The sequence below is a fragment of the Catenuloplanes sp. NPDC051500 genome (genome assembly GCF_044454585.1).
Classification (GTDB): Bacteria; Actinomycetota; Actinomycetes; order Mycobacteriales; family Micromonosporaceae; genus Catenuloplanes.
The window spans coordinates 48748-69201 of the sequence record NZ_JBITDX010000033.1; the positions used below are offsets into that span (position 1 = coordinate 48748).

18 protein-coding genes and 1 pseudogene are annotated in these 20454 nt (G+C 71.3%); 14 read left to right on the top strand and 5 right to left on the bottom strand.

Features of this window, described 5'->3' with window-relative positions:
* Positions 1-20 precede the first annotated feature (20 nt).
* Together ACIA8K_RS38045 and ACIA8K_RS38050 are read left to right on the top strand one after the other, a co-directional pair.
* Positions 21-1052 (top strand): LacI family DNA-binding transcriptional regulator, encoded by a 1032-nt coding sequence (locus ACIA8K_RS38045; protein ID WP_396068343.1) that lies wholly within the window; start codon positions 21-23, stop codon positions 1050-1052.
* Positions 1053-1141: 89 nt separating this feature from the next.
* Entirely contained in the window at positions 1142-2200 is a 1059-nt protein-coding gene (locus ACIA8K_RS38050; protein ID WP_396068344.1) for a PQQ-dependent sugar dehydrogenase, read from the top strand.
* A 42-nt stretch (positions 2201-2242) separates the two neighbouring features.
* Here the strand turns inward: ACIA8K_RS38050 and ACIA8K_RS38055 are convergent, their stop codons facing one another.
* Positions 2243-3154 (bottom strand): LysR family transcriptional regulator, encoded by a 912-nt coding sequence (locus tag ACIA8K_RS38055; protein ID WP_396068345.1) that lies wholly within the window; start codon positions 3152-3154, stop codon positions 2243-2245.
* A 154-nt stretch (positions 3155-3308) separates the two neighbouring features.
* On the opposite strand from ACIA8K_RS38055, the gene ACIA8K_RS38060 reads away from it, so the two are divergent.
* Genes ACIA8K_RS38060 through ACIA8K_RS38070 form a run of 3 tightly spaced genes read left to right on the top strand, consistent with a single transcriptional unit; the run spans position 3309 to position 5594 of the window.
* Positions 3309-3932, top strand: coding sequence for an NADPH-dependent F420 reductase (locus ACIA8K_RS38060; protein WP_396068346.1), 624 nt, complete (start codon positions 3309-3311; stop codon positions 3930-3932).
* A gap of 27 nt (positions 3933-3959) precedes the next feature.
* Positions 3960-4895: an SDR family oxidoreductase gene (locus tag ACIA8K_RS38065; protein WP_396068347.1), complete on the top strand. Its 936-nt coding sequence runs from the start codon at positions 3960-3962 to the stop codon at positions 4893-4895.
* 30 nt (positions 4896-4925) lie between these two features.
* Positions 4926-5594, top strand: a complete 669-nt coding sequence (locus ACIA8K_RS38070) for an NADPH-dependent F420 reductase (protein ID WP_396068348.1) — start codon at positions 4926-4928, stop codon at positions 5592-5594.
* Positions 5595-5607: 13 nt separating this feature from the next.
* Here ACIA8K_RS38070 and ACIA8K_RS38075 read toward each other — a convergent pair whose 3' ends face one another.
* Positions 5608-6783 (bottom strand): macrolide family glycosyltransferase, encoded by a 1176-nt coding sequence (locus ACIA8K_RS38075; RefSeq protein WP_396068349.1) that lies wholly within the window; start codon positions 6781-6783, stop codon positions 5608-5610.
* Positions 6784-6896: 113 nt separating this feature from the next.
* On the opposite strand from ACIA8K_RS38075, the gene ACIA8K_RS38080 reads away from it, so the two are divergent.
* From ACIA8K_RS38080 to ACIA8K_RS38095, 4 genes are all read left to right on the top strand, one after another.
* Entirely contained in the window at positions 6897-7484 is a 588-nt protein-coding gene (locus tag ACIA8K_RS38080; RefSeq protein WP_396068350.1) for a TetR-like C-terminal domain-containing protein, read from the top strand.
* A 107-nt stretch (positions 7485-7591) separates the two neighbouring features.
* Positions 7592-8431 carry a GNAT family N-acetyltransferase gene (locus ACIA8K_RS38085; RefSeq protein ID WP_396068351.1) on the top strand — a complete coding sequence of 280 codons (840 nt, stop codon included), beginning with the start codon at positions 7592-7594 and terminating at the stop codon, positions 8429-8431.
* Positions 8432-9102: 671 nt separating this feature from the next.
* A complete protein-coding gene (locus tag ACIA8K_RS38090; protein ID WP_396068352.1) occupies positions 9103-9609 on the top strand; it encodes a hypothetical protein in 507 nt (168 codons plus the stop codon).
* A gap of 44 nt (positions 9610-9653) precedes the next feature.
* Entirely contained in the window at positions 9654-10745 is a 1092-nt protein-coding gene (locus ACIA8K_RS38095) for a sugar ABC transporter substrate-binding protein (protein WP_396068353.1), read from the top strand.
* Here ACIA8K_RS38095 and ACIA8K_RS38100 read toward each other — a convergent pair.
* Positions 10742-11629: a GNAT family N-acetyltransferase gene (locus ACIA8K_RS38100; protein WP_396068354.1), complete on the bottom strand. Its 888-nt coding sequence runs from the start codon at positions 11627-11629 to the stop codon at positions 10742-10744. The genes ACIA8K_RS38095 and ACIA8K_RS38100 overlap by 4 nt on opposite strands.
* On the opposite strand from ACIA8K_RS38100, the pseudogene ACIA8K_RS38105 reads away from it, so the two are divergent.
* Positions 11628-12110: pseudogene (locus ACIA8K_RS38105) on the top strand (P1 family peptidase); the annotation flags it as partial. The gene ACIA8K_RS38100 and the pseudogene ACIA8K_RS38105 sit on opposite strands and share 2 nt — an antisense overlap.
* A gap of 121 nt (positions 12111-12231) precedes the next feature.
* Positions 12232-12738, top strand: a complete 507-nt coding sequence (locus ACIA8K_RS38110; protein WP_396068355.1) for a P1 family peptidase — start codon at positions 12232-12234, stop codon at positions 12736-12738.
* Between the two features lie 10 nt (positions 12739-12748).
* Here ACIA8K_RS38110 and ACIA8K_RS38115 read toward each other — a convergent pair whose 3' ends face one another.
* Positions 12749-14182 (bottom strand): serine hydrolase domain-containing protein, encoded by a 1434-nt coding sequence (locus ACIA8K_RS38115; protein ID WP_396068356.1) that lies wholly within the window; start codon positions 14180-14182, stop codon positions 12749-12751.
* Entirely contained in the window at positions 14179-14679 is a 501-nt protein-coding gene (locus ACIA8K_RS38120) for a helix-turn-helix domain-containing protein (RefSeq protein WP_396068357.1), read from the bottom strand. Before ACIA8K_RS38120 ends, ACIA8K_RS38115 begins: the two co-directional genes overlap by 4 nt.
* A 114-nt stretch (positions 14680-14793) precedes the next feature.
* Between ACIA8K_RS38120 and ACIA8K_RS38125 the strand changes: the two genes are divergently transcribed.
* From ACIA8K_RS38125 to ACIA8K_RS38135, 3 genes are all read left to right on the top strand, one after another.
* On the top strand, positions 14794-15795 hold the full coding sequence (locus tag ACIA8K_RS38125; RefSeq protein ID WP_396068358.1) for a sulfotransferase family protein: 1002 nt from the start codon (positions 14794-14796) through the stop codon (positions 15793-15795).
* Positions 15796-16178: 383 nt separating this feature from the next.
* On the top strand, positions 16179-17717 hold the full coding sequence (locus ACIA8K_RS38130) for an amino acid permease (protein ID WP_396068359.1): 1539 nt from the start codon (positions 16179-16181) through the stop codon (positions 17715-17717).
* A 155-nt stretch (positions 17718-17872) separates the two neighbouring features.
* Positions 17873-19000, top strand: a complete 1128-nt coding sequence (locus ACIA8K_RS38135) for a peptidoglycan recognition family protein (protein ID WP_396068360.1) — start codon at positions 17873-17875, stop codon at positions 18998-19000.
* Positions 19001-20454 lie beyond the last annotated feature (1454 nt).

Here is a 20454-nt window from a genome sequence, read left to right on the forward strand (position 1 = left end):
CGTATCGGAGAATGTGACACGTGGCCGAACCGAACCGTCCCCGCAGCACCCGCCCGCAGCGTCCGCGCCCGACCATGGACGACGTCGCCGCGGTCGCGGGTGTCTCGCGGGGCACGGTCTCCCGCGTGCTCAACGGCGGCCACAACGTCAGCGGGCCCGCGCTGGAGGCGGTCGAGCGGGCCATCCGCAAAACCGGATACGTGGTCAACCAGCACGCGCGCAGCCTTGTCACCCAGCGCTCCGACTCGGTCGCGTTCATCCTCTCCGAGCCGCAGGACCGGCTCTTCGAGGACCCGAACTTCAACAATCTGCTGCGCGGCTGCACCCAGGTCCTCGCGGAGCACGACATCACGCTGCTGCTCACCGTGGCCGGCACAAGCGAGGACCGCAAGCGGATCGGCCGCTGGGTGACAGCCGGCCACGTGGACGGCGCGCTTGTCGTCTCCAACCACCTGGGCAGCCCGCTGCTTGACGAGCTGAAGGGCCGCGGGCTGCCGTTCGTGGTCTGCGGCCGGCCGCTCGGCCACGAGCGCGAGGTCAGCTACGTCGCGGCCGACGACCGGGACGGCGCCCGGCAGATGGTCTCCTACCTGCGCTCCCAGGGCCACCAGCGGATCGGCATCATCACCGGCCCGCTGGACACGTCCGGCGGCGTCGACCGGCTCGCCGGGTACCGCGACGTGGTTCCGGACGCGGCGCCCGGAATGATCGAGGGCGGCGACTACAGCCAGGCGTCCGGTGAGGCCGCGATGGAACGTCTGCTGCGCGCCAGCCCGGACCTGGACGCGGTCTTCGTCTGCTCGGACCTGATGGCGGTGGGCGCGATCTCGTACCTGCAGCGCATCGGCAAGAGCGTGCCGGGCGACGTCGCGATCGGCGGCTTCGACGACTCCAAGGTCGCGACCACCACCTCGCCCAGCCTGACCACGATCCGCCAGCCGTTCGCCCGGGTCAGCCAGGAGATGGTGCGGCTCCTGCTTGCGCACATCGCGGGCGAGGAGCACGCGGCAGTCATCCTCCCCACCGACCTGATCATCCGCGAGTCCGCCTAGGCTCGGCGACCGCCCGATGTGCGGTGGATCGCGGTATTGGTTACGCTTCGCGCAGCGACATTCATCGATGCATATCGAGGAGGTCTGACATGCGCAAGGCAACAGCAGCTGTCACCGCCACCGCCGCGGTGCTGCTCGCCGGCGCGGTGGCCGTGGACGCCGCGGCCGAATCCGTACCCCTGGCAGCCGGTTTTGATTTCTCCGCTCCCCGGACCGCGGCCGAGGGCCTGGAGGTGCCGTGGGGCCTGACATGGCTGCCCAACGGCGACGCGCTTGTCGCGGAGCGGATGACCGCCCGCCTGCTGCGCCTGCCCGCCGACGGTGGCGCGCAGGTCGTGGCCGGTGTGGTCCCCGGCGTCTCCCCGGTCGGCGAGGCCGGTCTGCTCGGCCTCGCCGTCTCCCCCGACGAGTGGGTCTACGCCTACCTGACCAGCGCGTCCGACAACCGCATCGTGCGCTTCCGGCTCGACGCGATCGGCGCACCGCAGACGATCCTGACCGGCATCCCCCGCGGCAGCATCCACGCGGGCGGCCGCATCGCGTTCGGCCCGGACGGCAAGCTCTACGCCGGCGCCGGGGACGCCGGCACCACCGCGAACGCGCAGAACCCGGCCAGCCTGGGCGGCAAGATCCTCCGGCTGAACCCGGACGGCTCGGTGCCGGCGGACAACCCGATCTCCGGCTCGCCTGTCTACTCGCTCGGCCACCGCAACGTGCAAGGGCTCGCCTGGGACGCGGCCGGCCGCCTCTACGCCGCCGAGTTCGGCCAGAACACCTGGGACGAGGTCAACCTGATCACCCCGGGCGCCAACTACGGCTGGCCGGTCGTCGAGGGCGTCGGCGGTGACCCCCGCTACGTAGACCCGCTTGTGGTCTGGTCCACGGCCGAGGCCTCGCCGAGCGGCGCGGTCATCTCCGGCTCGACGCTCTACATCGCCGCCCTCCGCGGCACCCGCCTGTGGACCGTCCCGCTCACCGCCTCGGGTGGCGTCGGCACCCCGTCCGCGGTGCTGCAGAACCAGTTCGGCAGGCTTCGCACCGTCGCCACCGGACCGGACGGCCACCTCTGGATCACCACAAGCAACCGCGACGGCCGGGGCTCGCCGAGCCCGGCCGACGACCGGGTCCTCCGCTTCCCGCCCGCCTGACCGTTGCCGCGGCCTCGGAGTCAAGGCTCCGGGGCCGCCTTTTCACGTGCGTTGTGAAACGGCATTGCTCTGCCGTTGCCACATTTCGTAGTTGCCGCATTCCGCGGTTATATCGGCCGTCGCCTGAGCCGCGGCGACGAATTCGTCGACCATCTGCGAATTGCGCGATGCCGCCACCGCAAGGCACACCTCGTCGGGCGCCAGATCCGGGACGGGCACATAGACGATGTCCGGATGGGAATAGAACACCGTCGCGGAGCGGGCCAGGAATGAAATGCCCCGGCCGGCCGCGACCTGCTCAAGCGTCTCGTCCACCCCGCGCGCCAGGTACCCGGCGTTGGGGTGCGGGCGCCGGGTGGGCTGCGTGCTCGGGTCGGCGTGCCAGATCAGCATCTCGCCGGCCAGGTCGGCCTCGGTGATCTCCTCCTTGCCGGCCAGCCGGTGGCCGGCGGGCAGCACCGCCACCCGCGGCTCGGTGTACAGCGGCGTGACGCGCAGGCCTGTCTCGTCGATGGGCAGCCGCACGTAGCCGACGTCGATGCTGCCGTCGAGCAGCATCGCGGCCTGGTCGTCCCCCTCGATCCGCTGAACGTCCACCACCACGTCCGGATGCCGGGCCTCGAACGCCTGTGCCGCCGGGATGACAGTGATCCCGGCGCGGAAGCCGACCACCAGCCGCCGGCTGCCGTGGGCGGCCGCCGACACCCGGCGGCGGACCGCATGTGCGGAGGCGAGCAGCGGGCCGACGTCGGCCAGCAGTTGCCGGCCCGCGTCGGTCAGCGCGACGCCGTGCCGGTCCCTCGTGAACAGCTCGGCACCGAGATCGTGCTCCAGCGCGCGGATCTGGCGGCTGAGCACCGGCTGGGCGATGTGCAACTCGTCGGCGGCCTGGCCGAAGTGCAACCGGTCGGCCACAGCGACGAAGTACCGCAGTTTACGCAGGTCCAGATCCATGGCGCCTCCCGAACCGGTGATGCCCCGAGGGTATCACCGCGACCGGAAGAGGTCTTGGACGGCAATTCACGCCGATGGCACCATGAATGAGTAGCAAATGGGCCGGCATCAATTCGACATAAAGAAACCGGCATTGTGGAAAGCAGGAACACAAATGAGCGGCATCAGCATTATCGGCCTCGGAAGCATGGCCAGGGCGCTGGCCGAGCGGGCGCTTGCCGGCGGCCATGAAGTCGAGATCATCGGCCGTGACCGGGGCAAGGCCGAGGATCTGGCCGCCGCGCTCGGCACCGGCGCCACGGCCGGCACGTTCGGCACCGTCCCCGTCGGCGACATCGTCATCCTCGCCGTGTCACACGCCGGCGCCGTACCGGTCGTCACCCGGTACGGAAACGCGCTTGCCGACAAGGTGATCATCGACATCACCAACCCGGTCAACCCGGACGCGACCGGGCTGGTCACCCCGGACGGCACGTCCGCCGCGCAGCAGATCGCCGAGGCCGCCCCGGCGGGCGCCCACGTCGTGAAGGCGTTCAACACCGTCTTCGGCCACGTGCTCGCCCCGGGCCGCGCACTGGACGTGCTCCTCGCCGGCGACGACGCGCGGGCCAAGGCGAGCGTGTCGGCGTTCGTCGAGAGCCTCGGCCTGCGTCCGCTGGATGCCGGCGGCCTGGAGATGGCGCACTGGCTGGAGGGGACGGGCCTGCTGATGATCAGTCTGGCCCGCCACGGCATCGGGGACTTCGACTTCACGCTCGGCGTCAGCCGCCTCGGCTGACGCCATTCACTCACAGAGAGCACTGACATGCGCGTCTTCGTCACTGGCGGGACCGGCCATTCCGGTTCGTACATCATCCCCGAACTCATTGCCGCCGGGCACGAGGTCACCGGCCTTGCCCGGTCGGACGCGGCCGCCGCGGCGGTGTCCGCGCTCGGCGCGACAGTGCGTCGCGGCGGCCTGGAGGATCTCGACGGGCTCAAGGAGGCGGCCGCGGACTCGGACGGCGTTATCCATGTCGCGCACCGGCAGGACCTGCTCGTCTCCGGCGGGATCGACGCCGTCGCCGCCGCGGAACTCCCGATCATGCTCGCGTACGGTGAGGCGCTTGCCGGAACCGGAAAGCCGCTGGTAACCGCCGGGAGCATCGGCTCGCCGGGCAACCTGGGCCGGCCGGCCACCGAGGAGGACCCGGCCCTTCCGGTCGGCGACGAGCACCGGGGCACCCTGCGTGTGCGCAACGTCGTGGAGTCGGCCGTGATCGGCCTCGCCGAGCGGGGAGTCCGGTCGTCGGTCGTGCGGATCGCCAACATCGCGCACAGCACGACCGACCGGGCCGGCTTCCTCGTGCAGTTGATCGCGCTCGCCAAGGAGAAGGGCATCGTCGGCTACCCCGGAGACGGTGCGAACCTGTGGAACGCCGTGCATGCCCGCGACGTCGCCTCCCTGTTCCGCCTGGCGCTGGAGAAGGGGCCGGCCGGCAGCTACTGGCACGCGGTCGGGGACGGGGCCGTCCCGCTCCGCGACATCGCCGAGGCCATCGGCGGCCGCCTCGGACTGCCCGCGGTGAGCATCCCGGTGGACGAACTGATGGTGCCGGGCTACTTCGGGTTCCTCGCGAACATCGTGACGCAGAGCTACCCGGCGTCCAACCTGATCACCCGCCGGACGCTCGGCTGGGAGCCCGCCCAGCCGGGTCTGCTCGCCGATCTCGACAACGGTCACTACTTTCCCTCCGCCTGACGTCAACGAGTCCGGAAGGACACCAAGAACATGACGACCGTGGGATTCCTTGGAAGCGGACAACTCGGCGGTGCCATCGCGCGCCTCGCCGTCCAGGCCGGGCACCGGGTCGTGCTCAGCAACTCGCGCGGGCCGGAAACGCTCGCGGACACGGTCGCGGAACTGGGACCGCTGGCGTCCGCCGCGACGGTCGGGGAGGCCGCGGCCGCCGGTGACCTCGTCGTGGTCACGGTGCCGGTCAAGGCCTTCCCCGCCGTGCCCGCCGCCCCGCTGGCCGGGAAGACCGTCATCGACACGTGCAACTACGGCCCGGAGCGTGACGGGCACATCGCCGAGCTCGACGGCACGTCCCTCACCTCGACCGAGCTGCTGCTGCGGTACGTCCCGGACGCCGTACCCGTGAAGGCGTTCAACACCATCTTCTTCAAGCACCTGCTGTCACTCGCCCGCCCGGCCGGGGCGGGCGACCGCTCCTACCTGCCGATCGCCGGGGACTCCGGTCCGGCGAAGGAGGCGGTCACCGCATTCATCGAGTCCATCGGATACGGCGTGGTGGACGCCGGATCGCTGGCCGGCAGCTGGCGGCAGGCAACGGGCACGCCGGTGTGGGGAACCCCGTACGGGCCGCCCTCGGATGAGAAGGGCCGGCAGGCCGGGGAGGAGGCCATCCGCGCGGCACTGGCCGCCGCGACGCGGTGACCGGCATCGCTCCCTACCGGGCGGGCAGCGCCTCCTCGATCAGCGCGACCGCCCGGTCCACGCCGCTCTCCGCCCGCACCTGCGCGCTCAGCGCCGTGCACCGCCCCGCGACCTCCGGATCCGTCGTCAACTCGATCAACGCCTTCCGCAGCTCGTCCGCGCTCACCGTCGCCAGGTCGACCACCCGGGCCACACCCAGGGCGGCCAGCTGCTCCGCGTTTGCGAACTGGTCCGCCGCCTGCGGGGCCGCGATCATCGGGACGCCGTGGAACAGCCCCTCAGTGCTCCCGCCCATGCCCGCGTGGGTCAGGAACGCGTCCGCCCGGGCCAGGATCGCCGGCTGCGGCACCCAGCGCCGGACCTCGACCGAGGCCGGCACGTCACCCAGCTCGGCCGGGTCGACCTCGCTGCCGATCTGCAGCACCGTGTGCCAGCCGGCGAGTCCGCCGAAAGCGGCGATGCAGCGCCGGTAGAAGTCCGGGTGCCGGGTGAACGCGGAACCAAGCGAGACCAGCAGCACCTTCTCCGCACCGTCCGGCCGGGTCCACAGGTCAGCGGCGGCGCGGTCGCCGAGGAGCGGGCCGACGAACTGGACCACCGCCGGGTCCACCCGGTCGGCGTGCGGCTGCAGGGCTCGCGGGATCAGCGCCAGCGCACGGTCCGGCCGGCCCATGAAGGTGGGCCCGTCGGTGACCGGGGACCCCTCGGCGACGAGCCACTCGGTGAAGCGGTGGTAGTAGTCGGCGCCGCGCGGGTCGGCCCGCATCGCCTCGATCGCCGGCGCCATCTCCTGCTCGTAGCCGTCCCACGCGACCATCGTGGGGGAGAGCTGGATCGCCGGGATGCCCCACCGCGCACCGAGAATCCGGGCCGGCGATCCGGCGATGTCGTAGAGGAACAGGTCGGGACGGTCACGCTCATAGGCGGCGCGCAGCTGCGGCAGCATCGCGATCGCGTCGTCGAGGAACATGGTGAGCTGGTCGATCGTGTCGCCGTCCACACCCCCGTCCGCAGGCAGCGCCGAGTCGTAGGGTTTCAGCTCCGCGCCGGTGGCGCGCACGGTGTCGGCCCAGGACGGGTCGTTTGCGTAAGTGACCCGGTGGCCGCGGGCGGCAAGCGCGCGGAGCAACTCCAGGCTCGGGTTGACGTGCCCGTGGAACGGAATGCTGACCATGGCGATGTGCGGCATGTAGATCTCCACTCGATAGCGAGACGAGACGGCTCGTCTCGCTTTCAACCGTGGTGCATTGCCGCCGCGCTGTCAAGACGAGACGACTCGTCTCGCTGCGATAGGGTGACCGCGTGTCCGCACCGAACCCCGCCCGCCGCAACGAACGCACCCGCCGCGCAATCCTCGACGCCACGCTTGCGCTGCTCGCCGAGACCGGATACGCCGACCTGACCATCGGCGCGATCGCCGCCCGGGCCGGCGCCGGCCGGCAGACCATCTACCGCTGGTGGGGCGGCAAGGGCGCGATCGTGCTCGACGCGCTCGTCGACGCCGTCGAGGTAACCGGCATGACGCTTGCCGACAGCGGCGACCTCGCCGCCGACCTGCGGCTCGTCCTGCGCGCCACGGTCGCGGAGTTCGCCGACCCGCGCATCTCCGAGACCACCAGGGCGATCACCATCGAGACGCTCATCGACGCGGACCTCGCCGGGCAGGTCCGCGACCGGCTGCTCCGCCCGCAGCTGGACGCGGTCAAGGACCGGCTGCGCGCAGGGCAGCGCGCCGGCCAGGTCCGCGACGACCTCAACCTGGACCTGGCGGTCGAGCTGCTCTTCGGCCCGCTCTACCACAGGTGGCTGCTGCGCACCGGCCCGCTCACCGAGCGGTACGCGGACGGACTCGTGGATCTCGCCGTCGCCGCGATGCGTCCCGCGCACTGACGGGGTCAATGTTGCGATTTCCGGGTAGTGGCAGGTGGAGGCGGACGGACCGAAAGGGCGGGGAGTTGATGCACGCGAACCCCCGGGGATCTGGCAGGCTTGAGGGCGTGCTGACGATGCCGGTTCGCCAGCTCGGCGAGACCGAGCGCGGGGCTGTGATGAGGGTCCTCGACTCCGATCCGTACGCGACCGCCCAGGTCGCCGAGCGGATCGCCGCGCACGGCCTGTCCTGGTGGCGCAGCGACGGCCGCGTCTACGGCTACGGTGCCCGCCGCCAGCTCGAGTCGCTGCTCTGGTCCGGCGCCCACCTGACCCCGATCCTGGCCACCCCGCCCGCCGTGGACGCGTTCGCGGAGCTGATCGCGGGCGAGCACCGCGGCTGCTCCTCGATCGTCGGCCGTGCGGACGCCGTGCTCGGACTCTGGGAACGCCTGGCCGGCACCTGGGGCCAGGCCCGCGAGGTCCGCCCGAACCAGCCGATCCTGGCCACCGGGGCGGTCCCGCCGATCGCCGCCGACCCGGCCGTCCGCCTCGCGGAGAACTCCGAGATAGACGTGCTGTTCCCGGCCGCGGTGGCGATGTACACCGAGGAGGTCGGCGTCTCGCCGCTCGCGGACGGCGGCGGCAGCGGCTACAAGCGCCGCGTCGCCGAGCTGGTCCGCGCGCGCCGCACCTACGTGCGCACCGAGCACGGTCAGGTCGTCTTCAAGGCCGAACTCGCCGTGATCACCCCGCACACCGCCCAGGTCCAGGGCGTCTGGGTCAATCCCGCCTGGCGCGGCCGCGGAATCGCCGCACCCGCCATGGCCGCCGTGGTCACCGACGCCCTCCGCCGCGTCGCCCCCACCGTCAGCCTCTACGTCAACGACTACAACCACGCGGCCCGCCGGGTCTACGCCCGCTGCGGCTTCCAGTCCGCAGGCACCTTCGCCACGATCCTCTTCTAGCACCCGGTTCCACAGCGGGACCGGAGCGGGCTTCCAGCCGCGTCGTCACGGCCCGCGGGGAGCAAAGATCAAGACCTTGAGATCTTTCTTCCCGCTTCCGCGGTGGTCGAGTTCCGCATGCTCCCGCGGGCTCCGGTCGGCCGCAGGCGGCCTTCCTTCCGGCTCCGTGGGTGGCCGAAACCCAGGTGCTTCCCCACGTGAGCATGCTCTTTCCGGCATGGTGGAGGCGAGCGAACGCCACGCCACCTGTGAACCGAGATTCGGCGACGGAGTCGTCTGAGGTATGGCCACGGCGGGACCGCTCCAGCTCCGCGCGACCTGCGGAGCGCCAGCGAAGTCCGACGCGCCGGTCCGCTTACTGAGGTTTCGCGGTCGAGGTGTGAGTCGGGCACTCCGTACCCGAAATTTCGGCATATAGAAGCCCCTGACGCGCCCCCACCCTGACCGCGGTCAGTACATGGGCGAGCGCTGGATCTGATCGCGCTATAGCTGTGTCCCGCCCCGGCGGCATGGGCAACGGGGGCCGGCGCGGCCGGGCCGTACCCCCGCGGTGCTGGCTTTTAATCTATGTCGTTGATCTGGGTGGGGGCGGATTCTGGGATTCGGGGTCGGCGGCGGTCCGGGTCATTACGATCGGTGACGATTGAGTCACGACTCAGCTGGGGTGGGTAATGGGTCAGATCGTGAAGCAGGTGTCCGCGACCACGACGAAGTACTACTGGTACCCGGGGGAGCGGAAAGAGTGGTTGCGCGCGCTGCTTGCGCTGGGGACCGGGTTCGGGGTGTTCGCGCTGCTCTGGCTGGTCACGCGGGATCTGCTGGTGGCGGTGGTGGCGGGTACGTCGGTGGCGGCGGCGGTGACCGGGTCCAACTTCGGGCGGCGGGACGCGCGAGCGCTGGATGGGTTTCCCAAGCTGGGCGACAAGGCGGCACGGCGGGCTGCGGTCGGGCACACCGGCCGGGCGGCCTGGCGGGCGCTTGCGCACGGGTGTGGCGGTGCGGGTGCGGCGGTACTGATCATGAATCTGCCGGACCGCGGGCTGCTCGCGGACTGGATCCTGCCGGTGGTGCCGGCGGTGGTGGGCGCGCTCGGGCATCAGGCCGGGATGCTGCACGTGCGGCTGGGCGTCACCGTCTCCACGGTCGGCCCGGCGAAGCGCCTCCTGGAAAGCCCCTAAAAGCCGAAATTTCCCCTTTTACCTGGCAGGGTGAACGTGTGCGCATGGGCAGACGGTTCGCGGCGACCGGAATTCTCGTGCTGAGCCTCGCGGTCGCGGCGTGCGGCGACGGCGACGGTGAGGCGGCGGGCGACTCCGCGGCGGACGGCCGGGGCTACCGCGTCGGCCTGCTGCTCCCCGAGTCGAAGACGACGCGGTACGACACGTTCGACAGACCCTACATCGAGGCCCGGCTCGGCGAGGCCTGCGCCGACTGCGAGGTGCTCTACCGCAACGCCGACTCCGACGCGGCGAAGCAGGCCACCCAGGCGCAGGAGCTGCTCGATGAGGACGTCAAGGTGCTGATCCTGGACGCGGTCGACGCGGCCGCGGCCGTCTCCGTCGTGGAGAACGCGAAGGCGCGCGACGTGCCGGTGGTCGCCTACGACCGTCTCGCGAAGGGACCGGTCGACTACTACGTCTCGTTCGACAACCAGAAGATCGGCCAGGTGCAGGCGCAGTCGCTGCTTGACGCGCTGGCCGCGAACGGCACCACCGCGAGCGGCCCGATCGTCATGGTCAACGGCGCGCCCACCGACCCGAATGCGGCCGACTTCAAGAGTGGCGCGCACGCCGTGCTTGACGGCCACGTCACTGTCGGCGACGAGTTCGACTCGCGGGACTGGTCGGCCGAGCAGGCCAGGGCCGGCATGGAGGCGGCGATCGGCACGCTCGGCGCGGAGAAGATCGTCGGGGTGTACGCGGCCAACGACGGCACGGCCGGTGGCGTGATCGAGGCGCTGAAGAGCGCAGGTGTGACGACGCTGCCGCCGGTCACCGGCCAGGACGCGGAGATCGCGGCCGTCCAGCGGATCCTCTCCGGCGAGCAGTACTCCACCATCTACAAGGCGATCAAGCCGCAGGCCACTGTCGCGGCGGACATGGCCGTGGCCGCCGCGACAGGCGTCCGCTACGCCGGGCAGGCCACCACGTTCGTCGACAACGGCACGCAGAAGGTGACCTCGGTGTTGCTGCCGCCGGTCGTGGTGACCTGGAGGAACGTGAAGGACACGGTGATCGCGGACGGCTTCTACACCGCGCCGCAGCTGTGTACCGGCATCTACGCCACCGCCTGCCAGGAAGCGGGCGTCTTCTAGCGGTAGACGCGCGTTCGGGCGTACGGGGTGAAACCGACCGTGGGGTAGACATAGCGCGGTACGGGATACGCGTCGTCGCCACGGGAGTAGACGATCGCGGTATCCGCGCCGGCCGTGCGGAACGCGTGCAACGTGCTGAGGATGGCGGCCCGGGCCAGACCCCGGCGGCGGTGCGGCTCAAGCGTGCCGATCGGCTCCAGCAGGCCGGCCCGGTTGGTGTCGTCGTACCAGCCCAGGCAGTAGGCGACGAACGTGCCGTCGCGGTCCTCGACGACCGTGTCGAACTCCATCCGGTACGCGGGCCGGCCGGCCAGCGTGCGGTACCGTTCGTCCGAGACCGTCGACGGCGCCCAGATCTCACGGTGCAGCGCGGCCCGCCGGGGCAGCTCCGCACGGTCCTGCACCGGCCGGACGGTCGCGCCGCCCGGAAGCGGGTCCGTCGCCGGGAGCTTCTCGTCGAGCGTGATCCGGTGCGCCAGGAAGAACGGGGCGTCGTCGTCCGGATCGGTACGCAGCCCGGCCCGGACGAGCGCGGCGGCCAGGTGGTGCTCCGTCTCCAGGATGCTGACCGACGGATCAGGATAGGTCTCCCGAACCCAGGCCAGCGCAATGTCCGCGGCGTCCGGGCGGGCCTGGTCCGCGTGGAAGGTGAGCGACGCGCCGTCCTGCCGTTCGGTGCCGTGCGCGGAGACCGCGGCGAGCACCCGGCCGTCCTCGAGCCACAGCGACGTACGGGTGCCGGGGATCGGGCCGTCGTACTGCCCGAACTGCCACGCGATGTCGCCGATGTGCCAGCGGGACACCGCGGTCCAGGTGCGCCTGGTGAACTCCTGCAACGCATCGAGGTCGTCCGGGCCGTTCAGATCACGCCGTTCCACCACCATGACGCGGATCTTCTCAGGCGTACGCCCATCGATCTACTGTGTTTACACTCCGAATTCTGGAGGAGACGTGAATCAGCCACCTCGTCGCGCACGCGACCTCGGTGTGGTCGTCGGGCCGCTGCCCACCGGGCCGCACAACGGCATCACTGACGTCGGCGGCGTCCTTGTCGGGCACACCACAGTCGATGACGGCGTGAGCCTGCGTACCGGCGTCACCGCGGTCGTGCCGCTCGGGCTCGGTCCGGGGCGGTGGACGATGCCCGCGGCCGTGTTCACCGGCAACGGCCACGGCAAGCTGGTCGGCTCGACCCAGGTGGACGAGTTCGGCGTGCTTGAGTCGCCGATCGTGCTGACCGCCACGCTGTCCGTGTTCCGGGCCGCGGACGCGCTGCTCAGCTACCTGATGGACCGGCGGCCGGGCGAGGTCTCGTTCAACCCGCTGGTCGGCGAGACCAACGACGGCCACCTGTCGGACGTCCGCCGCCGCCCGATCACCGAGGAGCACGTGCTTGCCGCGCTGCGCGGTGCGTCCGCCGGACCGGCGGCGGAGGGGCTGCGTCGGCGCCGGGACCGGGACCACCGCGCTGGGCTTCAAAGGCGGCATGGGTACGTCGTCGAGGACCGTGCGCGTGGCCGGCCGGCCCGGCACCGTGGGCGTGCTCGCGCAGTCGAACTTCGGCGGCGTGCTGACCGCGCTCGGCGTGCCGCTGCCGGTGACCGACCTGATCCCGGACGCGGCCCGCATCACGCCGCCCGGCAACTCCTGCATGATCGTGGTCGCCACCGACGTGCCGGTGGACGCCCGCCAGCTCGGACGCGTCGCCCGGCGCGCGGTGTTCGCGATGGCCAGGGTCGGCGCGTCCTTCAGCAGCGGCAGCGGCGATTATGCGATCGCGTTCGGCACCGCGGACCCCGGCCGGCCCGCGGTCCCGGACGACGCGCTCGACCCGGTCTTCGCCGCGGTGCTCGACGCGGTCGAGGAGGCGCTGCTGAACTCGCTCTTCATGGCCGTCACCACGATCGGCGCGGGCGGCCGGACCAGCCATGCGGTGCCGCACCGCGCGGTGATGCGCCGCCTGTCCGCGGCCGGCCGGCTGGCCCAGCCGTAGCCCGGCACCCCTACGACAGGACCATCGCGGCCAGTGCGATCGCCAGCACCGCGGACACCGCCAGGCTCACCCAGCGCGTCGTGGCCTTGGTGGCGTCCCGCAGCGTCGGCCGGCCGCGCCAGGTCAGGGCCGCGACCACGGCGCCGGCCGCGGACAGGCCGAGCGCGACCGCCCACAGCCAGGACGGGATGATCAGCCAGTCGCCGGTGCGGTGGACCAGGGCCAGGCAGCCGGCGGCGATCAGCGCGGCCTCGGTCAGGTGCAGCCGGTCGGACCTGCGGCGGACCGCGGTGGTGAACAGTGACGCGCCCGAGAGCAGCAGGAACACGGTGACCGCTGTGGTGGCCCACTCCGCCGGCGCGCGGGTGGCGGCGGGCGGGTCCGCACCGAGCAGGCGCAGGCCGATCGGGTCGACGCTCCGTGTGGTGTTGCCGAGCACGGCCACGCCGCGTCCGGTCGCCCGGTCGAAGCCGACCCACGAGCTGAACCCGCCGGTGCCCCCGTTGTGCCAGACGATCGACGAGTCGCGGGTGAGCCAGCCGTACCCGACGCGCTCGTTCGGGCCGGCATCGAACCGGGCCGTGGTCGCGGCCTGGCCGGGTGCGGTGCCGGCGAGCAGCGCGGTGAGCAGCCGGCCGAGGTCGGCCGCGGTGGACCAGGCGCCGGCGCCGGCCGGTGCGATGCCGGACGCGGTCCACGGCGCGGTGGCCCGACCGGCCGGCGTGCCCCCAGCCGTCGCGCCCGGCGGCGGCCCGGCGCCGTCAAGCGTGAACACTGTGTCGTTCATGCCGAGCGGCGTCAGAATCCGATCCGAGACCAGACGGGGGTACGGCGTGCCCGCGCGGGTGGCCAGCGCGAGCCCGAGCGCGGACACGCCGTAGTTGGAGTACGCGAACTCGCCGCGGCCGTCCAGCTCCCCGGTCTGCGACAGCCCGCGGGCGATGTCGGCGGTGGTGATCCCGGCATAGGGGTCCGCGCCCCGGGTCTGGCGCAGGAGCAGTGACGCCAGGTTCATCGGGGGCAGCCGGGGCAGGCCCGCGCGGTGACTCGTCAGTTCCTCCGCGGTGATCGACGCGGCCGGGCCCTCGGTGCCGGGCAGCAGCGTGCCGAGCGTGTCGCGCGCGCTGAGCACGCCGTCCTGCTCCAGGTCGGCGAGCAGCATGCCGGTAAGCGTCTTGGTCACCGAGCCGATCTCGAACGGGGTGTCCGGCGTGACGGCGCCGTCGCCGAGCCCGGCGTACCGCACGGTGCCGTTCTCCACCGAGACCACGGAGAGCGCGCGGAAACCGGCCGGGTCGCCTGCCGCGTCACGCACCCGGGCGGCGAGCGCGGCGTCCCCGGTCGGTGCGTCGTCGAGCGACGGCGGGCGCGGGCCGGCGAACAGGCCGGCGGCCACGGCGAGCAGTGCGACGGCGGTGGCGGTGGCGATCACCGGGGCCTTCATCTGGCGCTCGCGGTCAGGATGACGAGCAGCGGCACGACCCGCTCGCCCGGCACCTCGTAGACGCCTCGGGTGGAGGACCGCAGCCAGTCCGCGCTGACCAGCTGTTTCAGGTGGTGGTAGAGCTGACCGGTGGTGCCCAGGCCCTCAAGGTCGCCGAGTTCGGTGGCGGTGCGTGCGCCGAGCAGCACCTCGCGCAGCAGCCGTAGCCGGACCGGGTGGGCGAGCGCGCTGAGCGACCGCACCGACTCGGACCAGTCGGACTCCAGCGTGGCGGAGGTGGGCACCGGGCCCCACTGCCACTCCCAGACCGCGCCGGTGGGCAGCTCGACGTGCCCGGCGAAGACGGTGCCGTCGCCGATCGTGTTTTTCACGCCGTTGAGCGCGAAGAAGCGGTCGTCACCCGAGGCCGCGGTCGCGGGGGAGGCCGGCGGCCCTTCCAGTGCGGTGAGCCGGGCCTCGATCATCGCGAGGCGCGAGTCGAGTTCTGCGTTCTCCATAATTCCATTATTACGTAATTACGTTGTTCTTCAACCCGCTGGCTGCGGCCACCGACGGCTTCCTGCCGGGATTTTGAGTATCTTGGGCGATAAAGCATCGTTTGACCTGGTGTGATGAGCGCCCGACCGATCTTCGTGATGGGGTGCCCTCGATCCGGCACCACGATGCTGCAGCTCATGCTGCACGCGCACCCGCGGATCGCCATCCCGCCGGAGACCCGTTTCGTGCTCTCCGGGTACGCGGTCCGCGGCCGCTTCGGTGACCTGCGCAAACCCGGCAACCTCCGCGCGCTCGCCGACTGGATCTTCAGCGAGGAGACCAAGGTCGCCGACCTCGGCCTGGACCGGGACACGGTGACCGCGGAGATCGTCGCCGGGCCGCCCACGCTCGGCTCCGCGATGGGCACGGTCTTCCGCGCGTACGCGCACCGCTTCGGCCGGCCGCGCTGGGGTGACAAGCGGCCGTCCTACATCCACAACGTCGACGTGATCCGGCGGCTCTTCCCGGACGCGCAGATCGTCACGATCACCCGGGACGGCCGCGACTGCGTGGCCTCGCTGCTGGAGATGCCGTGGCACCAGGACGGCATCCACAAGGCGATCTCCGCCTGGGCCAGGGCGGTGGACGGCGCCCGGCGGGCCGAGCGGCTGCTCGACGCCGACTCCTACTTCCCGCTGCGGTACGAGAGCCTGGTCCAGGACCCGGAAACGGAGCTGCGCCGGCTCTGCGACTTCCTCGGCGAGGAGTTCGACCCCGCGATGACCCGGCCGGACCGGGTGGCGTCGGTGGCCGTACCCGAGCGGAAGAAGTGGCACGTCCGCACGCATGCGGAGGTCGGCGACGATCGGGTCGGCACCTGGCGCGACCGGCTGGAGCCGTGGCAGATCGCGCTCTGCGAGGACGCACTCGGCGACCGTCTGGCCGCGGAGGGCTACGCGCTCTCCGGCATCGGCACCGCACCCCCGGCCCAGCGCGTGCGGTACGCCACGGTCGCGGCCCGGCACCGGCTCGGCTCGGTCCGCAGGCACGCCGCCAACGTCTACCACCGGGTGCGGCCGGACACCCAGCTGGCGAATTTTCCGATCTCCCCGCGCGACGGCGCCGACCGGGCGTAACGTCGGAGACAGCAGAGGGCACAAGGGCGATAGTTCCACTGGAACGAAGGCATCGGAACCCACTGCGCCCCACGGCAGGGACGGGGCGAGAGTCTTGAGACCGCCGTGCATATAAGAAACCCCCAGGCCTCGCCTGGGGGTTTCTTGGTGCGTGGGTGGCGGCGCGACGATCGGGCGCGGCGAGAGAGGTGACGTGCCCGCCGCCGCGCCGCCGGAGGGCCGGCCGAAGGCCCTCGCGTGACACCAGGAAGGATGCGCTGCCACCAGGCGATCTGCAACGCATTTAGTCGTACGCCGGAACGAATCTTTAACGTCGTGAGTATTGACCGACGTGAGTCGGCGGGACGACACTGGCGCGCACCCGCAGGCGTTCGGAGGTTCTTGTGAGCACCGAAACCCCAGCACAGCCCGCCGATGACGATGCCCGCCTGCTCGCCGAGCTCGGCTACCGGCAGGAACTGCGCCGCTCGTGGAGCGGCTTCTCCAACTTCGCGATTTCGTTCTCCATCATCTCGATCCTGGCCGGCTGCTTCACCACGTTCGGCCAGGCGTGGAACAACGGCGGCCCGGTCGCGGTCGCCTGGGGCTGGCCGCTGATCTCGATCTTCATCCTGATCATCGGCCTGTGCATGTCGGAGCTGGTGTCGGCGTACCCGACGGCCGGCGGCATCTACTGGTGGGCCGCGACGATGGGCCGGCCGGTGCACGGCTGGTTCACCGGGTGGCTCAACCTGATCGGCCTGGTCGCGGTCACCGCGTCCGTCGACTACGGCTGCGCCACCTTCCTCAACCTGACGCTGTCCGCGCTGTTCGACGGCTGGGCTGGCACGCTCAACCAGGCGTTCCTGCTCTTCGTGATCATCCTGGTGCTGCACGCGGCGATCAACATCTTCGGGCACGGCATCATCGACGTGCTGCAGAACGTGTCGGTCTGGTGGCACGTGTTCGGCGCGGCCGCGGTGGTGCTGATCCTGCTGCTGGTGCCGGACGAGCACCAGAGCTTCCAGTTCGTGTTCACCGAGCGGTTCAACAACTCGGGGTTCGCCGGCGGGTCGGTGGACGGGCCGACGTACTGGTTCTACGTGCTGCCGCTGGGATTCCTGCTCACGCAGTACACGATCACCGGCTTCGACGCGTGCGCGCACGTCTCCGAGGAGACCAAGGGTGCCTCGACCGCGGCGGCCCGGGGGCTCTGGCAGTCGATCTTCTACTCCGCGATCGGCGGCTGGATCCTGCTGCTGTCGTTCCTGTTCGCGGCGACGGACGTGACCGCGATCAACGAGGCGTTCGGCTTCTCCGGTGCAATCTTCGAGTCCGCGCTCACGCCGTTCTTCTACAAGGCCGTGATCATCATCTCCACGGTCGGGCAGTTCTTCTGCGGCATGTCCTGCGTCACGTCGATGTCCCGCATGACGTACGCGTTCAGCCGGGACCGCGCGGTGCCAGGCTGGCGACTCTGGTCCAGTGTGGACCGCAACGGCACGCCGGTGAAGGCGATCCTCGGCGCATGCGCGGCCGGCCTGGTGCTCACGCTCCCCGCGCTCTACCAGCGGGAGGGCGTGCCGATCGCGTTCTACGCGGTCGTCTCCGTCGCGGTCATCGGCCTCTACCTGGCGTTCCTCATCCCGATCGCGCTCCGGCTGCGGATCGGCGACGCGTTCCGGCCCGGCCCGTGGACGCTCGGCCGGAAGTACAAGGTCATGTGCTGGCTCGCGGTGATCGAGATCGCGATCGTCTCGATCTACTTCGTGCTGCCGATCGTGCCCGGCGGCGTACCGTCCGGCTCCGACTTCGCCTGGTCAGCCGTGAACTACGCGCCGCTCGCGGTCGGCGGCGTGGTCGGCCTGGTCGCGCTCTGGTGGTTCATCTCGGCCCGCCACTGGTTCACCGGGCCGCGCCGGACGATCGAGGAGAACCGCTGAACCTCCTCTGTGGGCATCGATGAGCACTTTTTGATCCACGACATGGCATGGTGTGGACGTCGATTCGGGGTAAGGGTTGAGTCGATGTTGGCTGGCCTGGTTTCGCCCGCCGGGGATCCCGGCGGGCGGGGCCCGAACTACCAGGAGGTCCACACGTGGTTTCTCGACGGAGACTGCTCACCGGCGCGACGGTAGTGGGCGCGGGCGCACTCGCGGCGGCGGCGGGCGGCATCGCCTACGCCGGTGCCGAGCCGCGCCGCATCCCCCGCACCCTCGCCCGCGAGCGCGGGCAGGTGGCGAGCCGCGAGCAGAACGTCGTCGCGGACTTCACGCTCACGCACCTCTCGGTGACGGCGGCCGCAAGCGCCGCGGTGCGGTTGCGCGACGGCAGCGGCGGCTGGGGCGAGTGGATAGAACTGTCCACCTGCCAGGGCGGCCGGGACGGCATCACCCGGGCCGGCGACCGGTCGCTGGTGCTGGCGCACGGCGTCACCGGGTACGAGGTGCAGACCGCGGACGGCAGCCCGGCCGTGGTGCGCGAGCTGAACACAATCGACGGCCCGGCCGGCCAGGTCGCCGCCATCGCGAAGAACGCGCTTCCGCTCCGCGGCTCCGCCCCGCTCGAACTCAGTAGTAGGTACCTGCCCCGGCAGGCGTGGGGCGCGGACGAATCGCTGCGGCTCAACCCGGACGGCACCCAGAAGTGGCCGGCCGAGTACTACCCGGTCCAGGTGCTGACCGTGCACCACACCGGTCTGTACGCGCACAACGACGACCCCGACCCGGCCGCGACCGTCCGGGCCATCTACTACGACGACACGATCAGCGACGACTACGGCGACGTCGGCTACCAGCTGCTGATCGACGAGGCCGGCACGGTCTACGAGGGCCGCTGGTCCGGCGACGACGGCGTGCCGGTCTACGGCGGCACCGCCGGGCCGGACGGCCGGCCCAAGGCGGTCAACGGCGCGCACGTCGGCAGCTTCAACGCCGGCAACGTGGGCGTCTCGCTGCTCGGCCGGTTCACCAGCCGCCAGCCGACCGCCGCGGCGCGCGCGTCCCTGGTCAAGGTGCTGGCCGGTTTCGCCTCCCTCAACAACCTCAATCCGACAGGCCAGGTCGACTACGTCAACCCGGTCTCCGGCCGCGGCGGGCGGGTCAACTCGATCCTCGGCCACCGCGACTGGGCCGCCATCGGCGCTGCCGCGACGGAGTGCCCCGGCGACGCCTTCCACCCGACGCTTACCGCGCTCCGCCAGGAGGTCGCGGCCCAGCTCGGCTGACCAGCTTCGACAACGGCGCCGCTCGCCCTTTCCCGGGCGGGCGGCGCCGTCTTTCGCATCCCTGCGTCGCCCCGTGGCCGGTGTGCCACCCCGGGACCCGCGCGCCTTGTCCCGCGCCGTGCGGAACCGGCTCCGATGGGAGGGGTAGAGGGGAGCGGCGGTGGAGTCTTCGACCTTGGCAAGGTTCGCCCGCGGGAGCGACTCTGTTACCCATTCAGGGGCGAGGGGCGAGGGCAAGGTAGCGACGGTCAGGCGCTACGCGGGATGGCCGGCGAACTCGCCACCCTGTTGCGCGGGTTGCGCGGGTTGCGCGGGTTGCGCGGGTTGCGCGGGTTCCCCGAGTTCCGCGAGATGCGTGAGTTCTGTGAGTTCCGCGAGGGGCGACGGTCGGGCGCTACACGCCCGCAATTTACCGAGGTTTCGCGGTCGGGGTGCGAGTCGGGCACTCTGCGCCCGAAATTTCGTTATATAGAACCCCTGGCGCGCCCTCATCCTGACCGCGGAAGGCTGGTAATGACTTACTGACCTTAGGTGTGGTCCTGGTGCGGCATCGGGCGCTGTGCGGCATCAGGTGTCGCGGGGCGCGGTGTCTTGCCATGTTGCTGGTCAGCGGCGGTGCGCGCTCTACCCCGACATTTCAATGCGTTGGTGAGGTGGGGCGGGTTGGCTGCGGTTTCTTTGCCTCCGGCGGCCCTCCGGGGGGAGCGCTCCGGCTCCGGGGCAACCGAAAGTACTGTCAGCTGCGCTGCTAAAGCCTGTCTGTGGCTGGGTTTCGTGTGGCCTGTCTGCCCCGTCTGTCATCGACCCGGGCAGAGCCGAGCAGATCATCGGGAGGGCCGCCAGGCTGGGTGGTGTTGGCGGCGGCTTGATCGGGTCTTACGAGTCTGCTGGGTTCGCCGGGTTCCGGCCCGTGGGTGGGCGCGTGCCGTTGGTGGCGCTTCGCGGTGTTGGTATCTGCCCGTTGGTGGCGGCCCTGCCGATGATCTGCTCCCCGATGGGCGGGTCGATGGCAGACGGGGCAGCCAGGCGGTCACCTTTGTGTGCTGCGCACACGAAACAAGATCAACGGCGGGGCCAGGCGAGGCGGGGCCAGGCGAGGCGGGCCAGGTGGGGCGCGGCGGGGCGCGGCGGGGCGCGGCGCGGCGGGGCGCGGCGAGGTGGGGCGGGGCGAGGTGGCGCGGAGCGCGACGAGGCGAGGCGAGGCGGGGCGCGGCGGGGCAGGGCAGGGCGGCTAGGCGGGCGGGGTGCGGCGGGGTGGGCGAGGTGGGGTCCGGGCTGGGCGGCGCAGCGGGGATATGGGTGGAATGCGGAGAAGCGGCGAATGCGCAGGACGTCAGGTGAGGCGTGAGCACGCTATTCGAGCGTGTCGGAAGGTCTGTGTAACGGATGTGTAGATTATCCGTTATTGCCGGGTTTCGGCCTGGTGGTGCAGACAGGATCATGATCATGACGCT

What these genes read in the sequence shown, in the direction of transcription:
- ACIA8K_RS38125 (WP_396068358.1), top strand. Translation starts at nt 14,794, where the DNA reads ATGAGCGCCCGACCGATCTTCGTGATGGGGTGCCCTCGATCCGGCACC.
- ACIA8K_RS38070 (WP_396068348.1), top strand. Translation starts at nt 4,926, where the DNA reads ATGACGACCGTGGGATTCCTTGGAAGCGGACAACTCGGCGGTGCCATC.
- ACIA8K_RS38090 (WP_396068352.1), top strand. Translation starts at nt 9,103, where the DNA reads ATGGGTCAGATCGTGAAGCAGGTGTCCGCGACCACGACGAAGTACTAC.
- ACIA8K_RS38095 (WP_396068353.1), top strand. Translation starts at nt 9,654, where the DNA reads ATGGGCAGACGGTTCGCGGCGACCGGAATTCTCGTGCTGAGCCTCGCG.
- ACIA8K_RS38115 (WP_396068356.1), bottom strand. Translation starts at nt 14,182, where the DNA reads ATGAAGGCCCCGGTGATCGCCACCGCCACCGCCGTCGCACTGCTCGCC.
- ACIA8K_RS38065 (WP_396068347.1), top strand. Translation starts at nt 3,960, where the DNA reads ATGCGCGTCTTCGTCACTGGCGGGACCGGCCATTCCGGTTCGTACATC.
- ACIA8K_RS38060 (WP_396068346.1), top strand. Translation starts at nt 3,309, where the DNA reads ATGAGCGGCATCAGCATTATCGGCCTCGGAAGCATGGCCAGGGCGCTG.
- ACIA8K_RS38050 (WP_396068344.1), top strand. Translation starts at nt 1,142, where the DNA reads ATGCGCAAGGCAACAGCAGCTGTCACCGCCACCGCCGCGGTGCTGCTC.
- ACIA8K_RS38110 (WP_396068355.1), top strand. Translation starts at nt 12,232, where the DNA reads ATGGGTACGTCGTCGAGGACCGTGCGCGTGGCCGGCCGGCCCGGCACC.
- ACIA8K_RS38100 (WP_396068354.1), bottom strand. Translation starts at nt 11,629, where the DNA reads ATGGTGGTGGAACGGCGTGATCTGAACGGCCCGGACGACCTCGATGCG.
- ACIA8K_RS38075 (WP_396068349.1), bottom strand. Translation starts at nt 6,783, where the DNA reads ATGCCGCACATCGCCATGGTCAGCATTCCGTTCCACGGGCACGTCAAC.
- ACIA8K_RS38120 (WP_396068357.1), bottom strand. Translation starts at nt 14,679, where the DNA reads ATGGAGAACGCAGAACTCGACTCGCGCCTCGCGATGATCGAGGCCCGG.
- ACIA8K_RS38055 (WP_396068345.1), bottom strand. Translation starts at nt 3,154, where the DNA reads ATGGATCTGGACCTGCGTAAACTGCGGTACTTCGTCGCTGTGGCCGAC.